Annotated in this window: 15 protein-coding genes; 5 read left to right on the plus strand and 10 right to left on the minus strand. The window is 62.1% G+C overall.

The features are described from left to right. The coding region (locus Q0S71_RS10520) for a hypothetical protein (protein WP_295994664.1) at positions 1–516 on the minus strand (516 nt) is incomplete at its 3' end. Positions 517–914: 398 nt separating this feature from the next. Between Q0S71_RS10520 and Q0S71_RS10525 the strand changes: the two genes are divergently transcribed. The 5 genes from Q0S71_RS10525 (at position 915) to Q0S71_RS10545 (ending at position 4,575) form a co-directional block, all read left to right on the plus strand. Continuing rightward, positions 915–2,516, plus strand: a complete 1,602-nt coding sequence (locus tag Q0S71_RS10525; protein ID WP_295994666.1) for a methyl-accepting chemotaxis protein — start codon at positions 915–917, stop codon at positions 2,514–2,516. A 389-nt stretch (positions 2,517–2,905) separates the two neighbouring features. After that, positions 2,906–3,361 carry a hypothetical protein gene (locus tag Q0S71_RS10530; protein WP_295994669.1) on the plus strand — a complete coding sequence of 152 codons (456 nt, stop codon included), beginning with the start codon at positions 2,906–2,908 and terminating at the stop codon, positions 3,359–3,361. Positions 3,362–3,661: 300 nt separating this feature from the next. Continuing rightward, positions 3,662–3,907, plus strand: a complete 246-nt coding sequence (locus Q0S71_RS10535; protein WP_295994672.1) for a hypothetical protein — start codon at positions 3,662–3,664, stop codon at positions 3,905–3,907. Between the two features lie 41 nt (positions 3,908–3,948). After that, a complete protein-coding gene (locus Q0S71_RS10540) occupies positions 3,949–4,191 on the plus strand; it encodes a VOC family protein (RefSeq protein ID WP_295994675.1) in 243 nt (80 codons plus the stop codon). Then, entirely contained in the window at positions 4,192–4,575 is a 384-nt protein-coding gene (locus Q0S71_RS10545) for a methyl-accepting chemotaxis protein (RefSeq protein ID WP_367185289.1), read from the plus strand. It begins immediately after the preceding gene. Between the two features lie 47 nt (positions 4,576–4,622). On the opposite strand, the gene Q0S71_RS10550 is transcribed toward Q0S71_RS10545, so the two are convergent. From Q0S71_RS10550 to Q0S71_RS10590, 9 genes are all read right to left on the minus strand, one after another. After that, complete coding sequence (locus tag Q0S71_RS10550) at positions 4,623–4,901, minus strand: DUF4242 domain-containing protein (protein ID WP_295994678.1); 279 nt, start codon at positions 4,899–4,901, stop codon at positions 4,623–4,625. A 226-nt stretch (positions 4,902–5,127) separates the two neighbouring features. Then, on the minus strand, positions 5,128–7,245 hold the full coding sequence (gene pnp, locus Q0S71_RS10555) for a polyribonucleotide nucleotidyltransferase (protein WP_295994681.1): 2,118 nt from the start codon (positions 7,243–7,245) through the stop codon (positions 5,128–5,130). 244 nt (positions 7,246–7,489) lie between these two features. After that, positions 7,490–7,759, minus strand: coding sequence for a 30S ribosomal protein S15 (rpsO, locus tag Q0S71_RS10560; protein ID WP_273668685.1), 270 nt, complete (start codon positions 7,757–7,759; stop codon positions 7,490–7,492). Positions 7,760–8,020: 261 nt separating this feature from the next. Further along, a complete protein-coding gene (locus tag Q0S71_RS10565; RefSeq protein WP_295994690.1) occupies positions 8,021–9,589 on the minus strand; it encodes a 2-isopropylmalate synthase in 1,569 nt (522 codons plus the stop codon). 48 nt (positions 9,590–9,637) lie between these two features. After that, on the minus strand, positions 9,638–10,516 hold the full coding sequence (gene pssA / locus Q0S71_RS10570; protein WP_295994694.1) for a CDP-diacylglycerol--serine O-phosphatidyltransferase: 879 nt from the start codon (positions 10,514–10,516) through the stop codon (positions 9,638–9,640). A gap of 150 nt (positions 10,517–10,666) precedes the next feature. Further along, on the minus strand, positions 10,667–11,434 hold the full coding sequence (locus Q0S71_RS10575) for an SIMPL domain-containing protein (RefSeq protein WP_295994696.1): 768 nt from the start codon (positions 11,432–11,434) through the stop codon (positions 10,667–10,669). A gap of 168 nt (positions 11,435–11,602) precedes the next feature. After that, positions 11,603–12,619, minus strand: a complete 1,017-nt coding sequence (gene ilvC, locus Q0S71_RS10580; RefSeq protein ID WP_295994699.1) for a ketol-acid reductoisomerase — start codon at positions 12,617–12,619, stop codon at positions 11,603–11,605. A 63-nt stretch (positions 12,620–12,682) separates the two neighbouring features. Next, the gene (gene ilvN / locus Q0S71_RS10585; protein ID WP_295994704.1) at positions 12,683–13,174 is read right to left on the minus strand and encodes an acetolactate synthase small subunit; all 492 of its coding nucleotides are present in this window, start codon (positions 13,172–13,174) and stop codon (positions 12,683–12,685) included. After that, on the minus strand, positions 13,174–13,680 hold a 507-nt coding region (locus tag Q0S71_RS10590; protein WP_295994708.1), incomplete at its 5' end, for a thiamine pyrophosphate-dependent enzyme. The genes ilvN and Q0S71_RS10590, both read right to left, overlap by 1 nt.

Genomic DNA, 13,680 nt, shown 5'->3' on the forward strand with positions numbered 1-13,680 from the left:
GCCGCCGGCGCAGCGCGCGGCGCTGACCACGTAGAGGATGAACTGCTCCTCCGGCATCGGGTAGAAGGAGGAATCGGTGTGCATGTCGGCGCTGCCGACGCGTTCGGAAAAAGTCGTGAAGCGGCCGTCGGCGCCGGCTTCGGCGGGCCGCGCCTTGACGTCCCAGGCGACGCGGCCGGTGCGCTGGTCGGTCGAGGTGGGATAGCCGAGCATCAGCGTGACCGCGTACAGCGCGGCGTTGCGCTGCGCCTCCGGCAAGCCTTGCAGGCCGAGGCCGGCCAGCGCGATGCCGTTGGCGTCGATCGCGCGCAGTGCGCGCGCCAGCCGGTGCAGCGTGGGCACGTCGCGCAACTCCTGGCGCAGCGCCTGCTCGTCCGGATGGGCGTAGAAACCGTTGTCGTTGAAATCGGCGAAATAGCGGCCGATGATGTCAAAGATCGCCGGCAATTCGCCGCCCCAGCGGAGGTCGGCATCGACGGTCGCGACCTTGCCGTGGTAGCTAATGGAAGAAAACATGGGACTCCTTCGAGATGGCGGATGTTAGGGTGACAAGCTGGCGGATCGGATCGTTTTGACAGACGGCGGCGGCCCTCGAACGCGACAGGCGCCGCCAGGAACCCGCCCCGAGCTGCCTATATATTAGGCGGATTGCCGTGCGGAATTAATTGGACACATAAAAAATACCGCCGCGCCGCCACAGTTTGCACCCAGGCTGTTGCGAAAAATCCCCATGTGACCGACGAGCATTGCTATTCCCTTGGACTTGAGAGACAGTGGCCTGTCGCGAAAAAAACGCGGTCCGCACCCGCTTCAACGGCCCGGCATGACTATCATGTATGTCGCCACCTCGCCGCCCCCACTCAGCCATCAACCACATTCTTGCGGCCACACACACGCCGCATTAAGGACTTGCTATGAACTGGATCAACGAGTTGCGGCTGGCCACCAAACTGGGCCTGGCCTTCGCGGCGGTGCTGGTGCTGACCGTCTGCGTCGGCGTGTTTTCCATCGTCAAGCTGGCGCAGGTCAACCACACTTCCAAGCTGCTGTCGGAACACTGGATGCCCAGCATGCGGGTGATCGAGGACATCAAGTCGCAGATCGCCCGGGTCCGCACGCGCGAACTGCAATACATCATTTCCAACGACCCGGTCGAGATGGACAAGTACGACAAGGTGATCGCCAACGATCTGGCCGACCTGGGCAAGATGCAGGACGATTACGTCAAGCTGCTGCAAACGCCGGAAGAAAAAGCGATGTACGCCAACTTCCTCGCGCTGTGGGAACGCTATATGCAGGAGGACGCCAAGATCCGCACCGCCGCCCGCGCCAACGACGACGCCGGGGCCACCAAGCTGATACGGGGCGAATCGAACAAGCTGATCGTGGCGCTGCGCGGCCAGGTCGACAAGCTGGTCCAGCTGTATGGCGACGGCGGCATCGAAGCGGCGCGCGACGGCGACGCGCTCTACACCTCGTCGCGCGGCTGGATCGTGGCGCTGCTGGTCGGCAGCGTCGTGCTCGGCGCGCTGGGCGCCGTGCTCATCACGCGCTGGCTGGTGCGGCGCCTGGGCGGCGAACCCGAGTACGCGGTCGAAATCGCCGGCAAGATCGCGGCCGGCCAGCTGTCGGTCGAAGTGCGCACCCAGCCCGGCGACCGCAGCAGCCTGCTGTTCGCCATGAAGACCATGCGCGACAGCCTGGCCGGCATCGTCGGCCAGGTGCGCGGCGCCACCACCGTGATCGCCAGCGCCTCGTATCAGATCGCCGCCGGCAACCTCGACCTGTCGTCGCGCACCGAACAACAGGCCAGCACGCTGGAAGAAACGGCGGCCTCGATGGAGCAGCTGACGTCGGCCGTCAAGAACAACGCCGACAGCGTGCGCCAGGCCAATGAGCTGGCCGTGTCGGCCTCGGCCATCGCGCAAAAAGGCGGCGACGTCGTGGCCCAGGTGGTCGACACCATGGGCTCGATCAACGCCTCCTCGCGCAAGATCGCCGACATCATCGGCGTGATCGACGGCATCGCCTTCCAGACCAATATTCTGGCGCTGAACGCCGCCGTCGAAGCGGCGCGGGCCGGCGAACAGGGACGCGGCTTCGCCGTCGTGGCCTCGGAAGTGCGCAACCTGGCGCAGCGCTCGGCGGCGGCGGCCAGGGAAATCAAGGAGCTGATCGGCGACTCCGTGACACAGGTCGGTATAGGTAGCAAGCTCGTCGGCGAGGCCGGCGCGACCATCGAGGAAGTGGTCGCCAGCGTGCGCCGCGTGACCGACATCATGAGCGAAATCACCACCGCCGGGCGCGAACAAAGCGTCGGCATCGAACAAGTCAATCAAGCCATCACGCAGATGGATACCGTGACGCAGCAAAACGCCACGCTGGTGCAGCAGGCGGCGGCGTCATCGCAAAGCATGCAGGACGAGGCGTCGGCGCTGGAACAGCTCGTCAGCATCTTCCACCTCAACGAAGGCGGCGGCGGACGCGCCGCGCCACTCGCGCTGACGCGCCGCTGACGCAGCCGGAACTTCGCCTGGATTGCCGTGCCAGTTGCGGTGCCGAAGTTCCTTGCGAAGTTACTTGCACAGTTCGCTGATGAATTGCGCCATCTGCGCGGCCAGACTGCGCCACTAGCGCCGCGACGATCCCCGCCGATCGTCGCCGGCGACACATCGCTGCGGCACTCACCGCGCATGATTAACCGACATACACCTTCCGCCTTATCACATTACCAAGAGGTAATGTTCCCCTCCCGCACTATGTGCTCCAATGATTGCGCGCCATGAAACACCTACTTACAAATGAGCGTGCGGCGCAGTCCACGACATTCCGTGCATTTCGTTAAGGAGATGCGGGCCGGAAATCTGTTCGCAGCCCACGCATACGACCACAACAAGGAGAAACCATGAAATTTCAACTCGCCGCCGGTTCGCTGGCGATCGCCCTCGCCCTGCCCTTCGCCGCCCACGCCGACCTACCCGGCCAACATCCCGGCTACCTGCACGCCTTGACCGACCTGCGGGACGCGCGCTGGAACCTGGAACATCGCGCCGGCGACGCCGCCGTCAGCTCACAGGAAGACGTGGCGATTACCGAAATCGACCACGCCCTCGACGAAGTCAAAAAAGCCGCCCGCGAAGACGAAAAGAACCTGCGCGACCATCCCCATGAAGACGCGCGCATCGGCCAACCGGGCCGCCTGCACCACGCGCTGGAATTGCTGAAGAAAGCCCACGACGATCTGGCTATCGAAGAAGACAATCCGGAAGCGCGCGGCCTCAAGCACCGCTCGATGGAACATGTCGACCGCGCGATGGAAGCGACCAAGCACGCCATTCACGACGTCGAACAAGGCCGCTAAGCACGAGAGAGCGCCGGGCGGCACAGCCGACAACTTATCGCTGTCATCACGAGACCGCCCCGCCCACGCGCTGGCGGTTTTGTGTTTTTATAGTTGGCAAATGATGCCGACTTGTGTGGTTATATTCGGATACGCGCTATTAGAATGAAACGGCGGAAGCATGAGTCTCGATCGCTCCCTACCGGACGCCGCCAGTTCAATTGTGACAATTCACGTATTTTTCACATGAGCAAGATGTTATCCTGACTATCTTTCGGTGGCTTCCGGCCCAAGCCCCCCCTCCTGACTTGGAGTATGACTATGCCTACCAAAAACATTGATAGCTATGAGATTGAGTTCACGGGCGAATTGCTGGAGGGCACCGGGCAGTGGGGAGCGTATGTTTCAATATTCGCCCCCTCCAGCAACCCGATGCATATGACTAACATCTATCCAAAGCGGCGCGTGTCGGCTGACCTTACATTCTCGGACCAACACATCGCCGAGGCGGAGGCAGAAAAAGCCGTGCCAATAATTTTGCAAGAGCTAGGTATGCACTCTGCCTGATTAACCGTATCGACCTTGCAAAGGATGCGCTGGAGCCGATTTTGAAAAATACAGGTTTTTCGGGCATAGCACTAATCCATTTGGCCCAAAGTGCTGATGAAGTACCACGAATTTTAGCCAAAGCGGTTGAGGCTGGCGGCGTTATCGTCAAACCAGCCACTCGCACGCACTGGGGAATTGCAGGCTATTTCAAGGACCCAGATGGCCACTTATTCGAAGTCGATTTTGAAACCACCTGGGTTTTCAACGAAACACACCATCTCGTTGTCGACGAGCTCAATTAGATAGCGACTTATTCCCGCAATCTGGCGCAATGGTCGGCCGCCGCCGCGCGCGAAATCAAGCAGTTGATCGACAGTTCGGTGGCCGACGTCGAGCAGGGCTCGCGCCTGGTGGACCAGGCGGGCAGCACGATGGAAAGCGTGGTCGGCAGCGTGCGCCAGGTGGCCGATATCGTCGGTGAAATCGACGCGGCCAACGCCGAGCAGAGCGCGGGCCTGGAACAGATCAACCTGGCCATTACGGAAATGGACAGGGTGACCCAGCAGAACGCGGTCCTGGTCGAACAAGCGGCCGCCGCGGCCAGCGCGATGAGCGATCAGGCCGCCCATCTGGAGGGACTGGTCGAGCATTTCAAACTCAGCGGCGAGCGGCCCGCCGTCTCATGAACGGCTGACAGGCTGGCGGCAAACACCGCGGCATCATCTGCCCGATATCAGGCCGCTTCGGCGGTGCTCGGATCGATGATGGTGCGCACGCGCGCGATGCTGTTGGCGGGGAAGCCACCCAGTTCCGCATGGCGGCGTACGGATGCCTCGTCCGGGGCTTGATAGACACAATAGACCTTGTCATCGGTCACATAACTGTGGATCCATTGAACACTGGGCCCCAATTCATGCAATACATTGCACGATTTTTGTGAGATCGATTGTAACTCGGCAGGAGATAAGGCTCCGGCTCCCGGTATGACGCGCTCGATAACATACTTCGGCATGATGCCTCCCACGGACAGGAATAGGTATCGTTGCAGTCTAATACAAATGATCGAGATTGCAATCGGCGCTCTTCCCGGACAGGCGCCGCGCCACGACGCGGCGCTGCAAAGGCACGCCGGCGTTGGCAGGATCGGGAGCAAAAACCCATGCCGCTCGCATCGGGACGCAAAAAAACCGCCAGGCTCGCGCGCTGGCGGTTTCGGTCAGCCTAAGCCGACGAGGCTGTTACTGAGCGGCGGCGCCGTCTTCGGCGGCGGCTTTCATCGACAGCTTCAGGCGGCCGCGGTCGTCGGTTTCCAGAACCTTGACGCGCACTTGCTGGCCTTCTTTCAAGTAGTCGGCGACGGCGTTGACGCGCTCGTTGGCGATCTGCGAGATGTGCAGCAGGCCGTCCTTGCCCGGCATGACTTGGACGATGGCGCCGAAGTCCAGCAGCTTCAACACGGTGCCGTCGTAGGTCTTGCCCACTTCGACCGACGCGGTCAGCTCTTCGATGCGGCGCTTGGCTTCCTGGCCGGCGGCGGCGTCGACGGAGGCGATGGTGACCACGCCTTCGTCGCTGATGTCGATCTGGGTGCCGGTCTCTTCGGTCCGCGCGCGGATGACGGCGCCGCCCTTGCCGATCACGTCACGGATTTTTTCCGGATTGATCTTGATAGTGATCAGGCGCGGTGCGAAGTCCGACAGCTCGGTCTTCACGTGCGGCATGGCCTTCTGCATTTCGCCCAGGATGTGCTCGCGGCCTTCTTTGGCTTGCGCCAGCGCCACTTGCATGATTTCCTTGGTGATGCCCATGATCTTGATGTCCATCTGCAGCGCGGTGATACCGTTGCGGGTACCGGCGACCTTGAAGTCCATGTCGCCCAGGTGATCTTCATCGCCCAGGATGTCCGACAGCACGGCGAACTTGCCGCCTTCCTTGATCAGGCCCATGGCGATACCGGCGACGTGTTCCTTCATCGGCACGCCGGCGTCCATCAGCGCCAGGCAGCCGCCGCAGACGGAGGCCATCGACGAGGAACCGTTCGATTCGGTGATTTCCGACACCAGACGCACGGAGTAGCTGAACTCTTCCGGCGATGGCAGGGCGGCGATCAGCGCGCGCTTGGCCAGACGGCCGTGGCCGATTTCGCGGCGCTTGGGCGTGCCGACGCGGCCGGTTTCGCCGGTGGCGAACGGTGGCATGTTGTAGTGCAGCATGAAGGAGTCGGTGAACTCGCCCATCAGCGCGTCGATCTTCTGGCTGTCGCGGGAGGTGCCCAGCGTGGCCACGACCAGCGCCTGGGTTTCGCCGCGCGTGAACAGGGCCGAACCGTGGGTGCGTGGCAGGACCGAGGTGCGGATCGAGATCGGACGCACGGTGCGGGTGTCGCGGCCGTCGATGCGTGGCTCGCCGTCGAGGATCTGGGTGCGGACGATTTTCGCTTCGATGTCGAACAGGATGTTGTTCACTTCGGCGGAATCGACAGGCGCGGCGCCGGCGGCGGCCGCTTCAGCGCCCAGGTCGGCCAGCACTTCGCTGGTGGCGGCCTTGAGCTTGGCGGTGCGCTCCTGCTTGTCCTTGGTCTGGTAGGCTTCGTTGATCTTGCTGGCGGCGAAATGCGACACGCGGCCGATCAGGGCTTCGTTTTTCGCCGGCGGGGTCCAGACCACTTCCGGCTTGCCGCCGTCGCGCACCAGGTCGTGGATGGCGTCGATGACAACCTTCATCTGGTCGTGGCCGAAGACGACGGCGCCGAGCATGATTTCTTCGGACAGTTGCTTGGCTTCGGATTCGACCATCAGCACGGCCGTTTCGGTACCGGCGACAACCAGGTCCATTTCCGAGGTTTTCAGCTGTTGAACGGTCGGGTTCAAGATGTACTGGCCGTTGGCGTAGCCGACGCGGGCGGCGCCGATCGGGCCGTTGAACGGCACGCCGGAAATGCACAGGGCGGCGGAGGCGCCGATCATGGCGGCGATGTCCGGATCGATCTCAGGGTTGACCGACAGAACGTGGATGATGATCTGGACTTCGTTCAGGTAGCCTTCCGGGAACAGCGGACGGATAGGACGGTCGATCAGACGCGAGGTCAGCGTTTCTTTTTCCGAAGGACGGCCTTCGCGCTTGAAGAAACCGCCCGGGATTTTACCGGCAGCATAGGTTTTTTCAACGTAATCGACGGTCAGCGGGAAGAAGTCCTGGCCCGGCTTGGCGTCTTTGCGCGCCACGACCGTTGCCAGCACGACGGTATCTTCGATCGAGACCAGCACGGCGCCGGAGGCTTGACGGGCGATTTCACCGGTTTCCAGTGTCACTTGATGTTGACCGTACTGGAAGGTTTTCGTAACTTTATTAAACATGGGTAATCCCTTTCTATTTGCCGACAGATTTTCAGGGGCTGTCGTTCACCTCACCACAGGCGGCGTCTCTGGAACAAGTCCCCGCCTTTACTACTTTTCCGCTGTTGCTGCGTGATACGGCAAGACGATGTCGCGGGCCAAGAGGCCATGCCAATTGGCAATTTTTACGATCGCCAAATGACAAAATGCCCGCGTCAGCGAACTGGCGCAGGCATTTCTGTTTAAACCGGGTGGCGCAAAAAAATTACTTACGCAGACCGAGTTTAGCGATCAGATCGCGATAACGGGTAGCATCTTTGGCCTTGAGGTAGGACAACAGGCTCTTACGACGGTTGACCATCATGATCAGACCACGGCGGGAATGGTGATCCTTGCTGTGGGCTTTGAAGTGGCCATTCAGTTCGTTGATGCGGGCGGTCAGCAGCGCAACTTGAACTTCCGGGGAGCCGGTGTCGTTTTGACCACGGGCGTTGTCCGCGATGATGGCGGTTTTGTTGATGTTTTCTACGGTCATGATACTTACCTTTCACATGCGGTGGGCGGAGTCTGAACCCTGCTCACCGTGAACTTCGATTAATAAACGCCGGTCTAAAAAAGACCAGACGCGGAAGTATATCGGAAAAAGCGGCCGCTGTAATCAACGATGGCGACAATTGATGGCGTGGCGCCCTGTTTTTAAAGTGAGCAAGATGAAAAAGCTGGTGATATCGATCATTTTTCAGCGGTGCGCGGCCGGGTGGCGGTGTTTCCTTGAACCGCCACCGGCCGCTCTCCCCTACTGCGGCTTGCGCGCCTCGGCGTGCTGCGGGTTGACGCGCTCGATCTTCGAGTGCAGCTTGTTGAGCGCCGACAGGTAGGCCTTGGCCGAGGCGACGATGATGTCCGGGTCGGCGCCGACGCCGTTGACGATGCGTCCCTCCTTCGACAAGCGCATCGTCACCTCGCCCTGCGACTGGGTGCCGGTGCTGATGGCGTTGACGGAGAACAGCACCAGCTCGGCGCCGCTGAGCACCTGCCCTTCGATGGCGTTGACGGTGGCGTCGACCGGGCCGTCGCCCTTGCCGTCGCAGCGGTGCTCCTGCCCGTCGACCGAAAACACCACGCTGGCCATCGGCGTCTCGCCCGTCTCGGAGCGCTGCGACAGCGACACGAAGCGGTAATATTCGCCTTCCTGCGACTGCTGCTCGTCCGACACCAGGGCCATGATGTCCTCGTCGAAAATCTCGGACTTGCGGTCGGCCAGTTCCTTGAAGCGGCCGAAGGCGGCGTTGATGTCCGCTTCCGATTCGAGCTCGATGCCCAGCTCCAGCAGGCGCTGCTTGAAGGCGTTGCGGCCCGACAGCTTGCCCAGCACGATCTTGGTGGCGGCCCAGCCGACGTCTTCGGCGCGCATGATCTCGTAGGTTTCGCGCGCCTTGAGCATGCCGTCCTGGTGGATGCCGGACGCGTGCGCGAAGGCGTTGGCGCCGACGACGGCCTTGTTCGGCTGCACGGCGAAGCCGGTGATCTGCGACACCATTTTCGACGCCGCCACGATCTGCGTGGTGTCGATGCCCACTTCCAGGTTGTAGTAGCCGGCGCGCGTGCGCAGCGCCATCACCACTTCTTCCAGCGCCGTGTTGCCGGCCCGTTCGCCGAGGCCGTTGATGGTGCATTCGATCTGGCGGGCGCCGCCTATCATGACGCCGGCCAGGGAATTGGCGACGGCCAGGCCGAGGTCGTTATGGCAGTGGACCGACCAGACCGCCTTGTCGGAATTGGGGATGCGTTCGCGCAGGCGGCGTATGGTTTCGCCGAAAATCTCGGGCACCGCGTAGCCCACCGTGTCGGGGAAATTGATGGTGGTGGCGCCCTCGGCGATGACGCCTTCGAGCACCCGGCACAGGAAGTCCTCTTCCGAGCGGCTGCCGTCCTCGGGACTGAATTCGATGTCGTCGGTGAACTGGCGCGCGTAGCGCACCGCGTTCTTGGCCTGCGTGAGCACCTGCTCGGGCAGCATGCGCAACTTCATTTCCATGTGCAGCGGCGAGGTGGCGATGAAGGTGTGGATGCGCTTGCGCTCGGCCGGCGCCAGCGCTTCGGCGGCGCGGGCGATGTCGCGGTCGTTGGCGCGCGACAGCGAACAGATGATCGATTCGCGCACCGTCGTGGCGATGGCCTTGATCGATTCGAAATCGCCCTGCGAGGCGGCGGCGAATCCGGCTTCGATGACGTCCACGCGCAGCCGTTCAAGCTGCTTGGCGATGCGGACTTTTTCATCCTTGGTCATCGAGGCGCCGGGCGATTGCTCGCCGTCGCGCAGCGTGGTGTCGAAGATAATCAGGCGGTTGGACGAGTTACTCATGATGGCTCCATAGCGTTACAAGATGTCTCAGGACCGACCGCCGCTACCTCAGCGGCGCTCACTCGGGTCGACCGGTTCGTGGCCGGTCTGGATGATGCTGACGGGTTTGCCCTTGGCCATGCGCCAGAAAAACACGATATAGCCGGACAGGCCGTAGGCGATAAAGATGGGGAACAGCACTTTCGGCGGGTCGATGGACACCAGCGCCAGCGCCAGCGCGATCAGGAACACGGCGATGAAGGGCACCGACTTGCGGAAATTGACGTCCTTGAAACTGTAGAAGGGCACGTTGGTGACCATGGTCAGGCCGGCGAACAGCGCGATGCCCCAGGAAATCCATTGCAGCTGCATGCCCGACACTTCCTGGTCGACCATCAGCAGGATGAAGCCGGCCACCAGGGCCGCCGCCGCCGGGCTGGGCAGGCCCTGGAAGAAGCGTTTGTCGACCACTTCGATATTGGTGTTGAAGCGGGCCAGGCGCAGCGCGCCGCCGGCGCAGTAGACGAAGGCGGCGATCCAGCCCAGCTTGCCGAGCCCGCGCAGCGACCACTCGTACATCACCAGCGCCGGCGCGGCGCCGAAGGAGACCATGTCCGACAGGCTGTCGTACTGGGCGCCGAATTCGGACTGGGTATTGGTCAGGCGCGCGATGCGGCCGTCGAGGCCGTCGAGGATCATGGCGATGAAGATGGCCCAGGCCGCGTGCTCGAATTTCTGGTTCATGGCCATGACGATGGCGTAGAAACCGCAGAACAGCGCCGCCGTCGTGAAGGCGTTGGGCAACAGGAAAATCCCGCGGCGGCGCGGCTTGTCGCCGTCCCCGGCCATGACCGGCTGGCGCGTGAAGCGGCTGAAGCGCGATTTCTTCGCGGCCTTGCCGGCTGGATTAACGCCGTTCTTGGTGCGACGACGGGGGAAGTTTGCCATAAGATTCCATTTCTATATGCGACGGACTGGGGTGACGCTGACCATGTTGCGCCATCATTATAGAGGAGGAGACAACAAAAAAGGGACGGCGACGGTGGAGGAAGTCGGCCCGCCCCGGCCCCGGCGCCGTGCCGCGCCCGCTAGCGCATCTTATTTAAACCTTACCTTGCCGACCAAATTCATTTGCAGCGTGGTCTCGCCCGGCTCGAAGCTCGGCTCGGAAACGTCGGGCGCGGCCTTGGCCATATAGGAACGCATCGCCATCGGCGCGGGCGCGCCGTCGCGCTGGGCGAAATTGCCGGAGCCCTCGAAGTCGATGGTGTCGATCACGGCGTCGCCGACCCTGCGGCCCATGGCGCTGGCGATGGAGGCGATGCGCTCGTTGAGGTTTTGATAGGTGGCGTGGATGCGCTCATCGTCCAGCTGTTTGGTGGTTTCCGGCGTCAGGCCGAATTGCAGGCTGTTGAGCGTCAACAGGCTTTGCGCGGCGGCCACCGTTTTCGGCAGGCCGGTCAAATTGCTGGTCGTCACTTGCAGGGTCTGGCCGACGCGCCACGCGGCCGGCACGCGTGGCTTGGGCTTGGCGCCCGGCGGCAAGGGTACGTCGTCCGGATAGACGGGATAGGTGTAATAACCCTGGGTCTTCAAATTCGCTTGCGGATCTTGCTTCTTGACGATGTCTATGCCCTGCTTCATCTTTTGATTGACGCGCGAGGCGGCGGCGCTCTTGTCCTTGTCCTGCTCCTCGATGGCCAGCGTGGCGACGGCCTGGTCGTTGGCGTGCCGGACTTCGCCGAACGCGGGCACGACGACCAGCGCGCCGGCGGTCGGCAGCGCATCCATCGGCGCGGCATGCGAGGCTTGCGCAAGCAGCGCGACGGTGGCGACGGCGGTGGCGAGGTTTTTCATACGGGTCATAAACGTTCTCCTTAGTTGAAATGCAAATGGGGCACGCAGCCCCATTTTTTTCGCGTAACCAGTAGCACTGGTGGTAAGAACAACTTTACCCGAATTCACAAACGCCACCGGCGCGACATGGTGAGCGTTTGTAACCGTCCGCTTTCAACTCCCGGCTTGCTTGCAGCCTTAGTTCTTCGACTGGTCGACCATCTTGTTCTTGGCGATCCACGGCATCATCGAACGCAGCTTGGCGCCGACTTCTTCGATCTGATGCTCGGACGTCAAGCGGCGGCGCGAGATCAGCGTCGGCGCGCCGGCCTTGTTTTCCAGGATGAAGGACTTGGCATACTCGCCGGTCTGGATGTCCTTCAGGCACTGGCGCATCGCGTCCTTGGTGGCCGAGGTGACGATTTTCGGGCCGGTCACGTACTCGCCGTATTCGGCGTTGTTGGAGATCGAATAATTCATGTTGGCGATGCCGCCTTCATAGATCAGGTCGACGATCAGCTTCAGTTCGTGCAGGCACTCGAAGTAAGCCATCTCCGGCGCGTAGCCGGCCTCGGTCAGGGTTTCGAAACCGGCCTTGATGAGTTCGACGGCGCCGCCGCACAGTACGGCCTGCTCGCCGAACAGGTCGGTCTCGGTTTCTTCGCGGAAGTTGGTTTCGATGATGCCGGCGCGGCCGCCGCCGTTGGCCGACGCGTACGACAGCGCGATGTCGCGCGCGATGCCGGACTTGTCCTGGTAGACGGCGATCAGGTGCGGCACGCCGCCGCCCTGGGTGTAGGTGGCGCGCACGGTGTGGCCCGGCGCTTTCGGCGCGATCATGATGACGTCGAGGTCGGCGCGCGGCACGACCTGGCCGTAGTGGACGTTGAAGCCGTGGGCGAAGGCCAGCACGGCGCCCTGCTTGGCGTGCGGGGCGACGTTCTCGTGGTAGACCTGGGCGATGTTCTCGTCCGGCAGCAAGATCATGATGACGTCGGCGGCCTTGACGGCGTCGTTCACTTCGGCCACTTTCAGGCCGGCCTGTTCAACCTTGGTCCACGAGGCGCCGCCCTTGCGCAGGCCGACCGTGACGTTGACGCCGGAGTCGCTGAGGTTTTGCGCGTGCGCGTGGCCTTGCGAACCGTAGCCGATGATGGCGACGTTTTTGCCCTTGATGAGGGAGAGGTCGGCGTCTTTGTCGTAGAAAACTTTCATGATAATTCCTATGTATTTTGATGTGATATTCGGGATGTCGCGGGAGGCTGAAAACTCGCGCGTTTACACTTTGAGGATGCGTTCGCCGCGTCCTATGCCTGAGCCGCCGGTCCTGACCGTTTCCAGTATCGACGCGCGGTCGATCGAATCGATGAAGGCGTCGAGCTTGGTCTTGGCGCCGGTCAGTTCGATGGTGTAGGTCTTTTCGGTGACGTCGATGATGCGGCCGCGGAAGATGTCGGCGGTGCGCTTCATCTCCTCGCGCTCCTTGCCGACGGCGCGCACCTTAATGAGCATCAGTTCGCGCTCGATGTGCTGGCCCTCGGTCAGGTCGACCACCTTGACCACCTCGATCAGGCGGTTCAAGTGCTTGGTGATCTGCTCGATGATGTCGTCCGAGCCGCTGGTGACGATGGTCATGCGCGACAGCGTCGCGTCTTCCGTCGGCGCCACGGTCAGCGTTTCGATGTTGTAGCCGCGGGCCGAGAACAGGCCGACCACGCGCGACAGGGCGCCGGCTTCGTTTTCCAGCAAGACAGAAATAATGTGTCGCATCACAGATCCTCCGAGCCGAGCAGCATTTCGGACAGACCCTTGCCGGCCTTGACCATCGGCCACACGTTTTCCGACTGGTCGGTGATGAAGTTCATGAACACCAGGCGGTCCTTCATGGCGAACGCTTCGCGCAGCGCGCCGTCGACGTCGCCCGGCTTTTCGATCTTCATGCCGACGTGGCCGTAGGCCTCGGCCAGTTTCTCGAAGTCGGGCAGCGAATCCATATAGGACTCGGAATAGCGCGAGCCGTAATCGATCTGCTGCCACTGGCGCACCATGCCGAGGAAGCGGTTGTTGAGCAAGATGATTTTCGGCGTCAAGTGATATTGCTTGCAGGTGGCCAGTTCCTGGATGCACATCTGGATCGAGCCTTCGCCGGTGATGCAGAAGACCTCGGCCTCCGGCTTGGCGAGCTTGATACCCATCGCGTAAGGCAGGCCGACGCCCATCGTACCGAGACCGCCCGAGTTGATCCAGCGCCGCGGCTCGTCGAAGCGGTAGTACTG

The organism is Rugamonas sp., from assembly GCF_025354735.1.
Classification (GTDB): Bacteria; Pseudomonadota; Gammaproteobacteria; order Burkholderiales; family Burkholderiaceae_D; genus Rugamonas.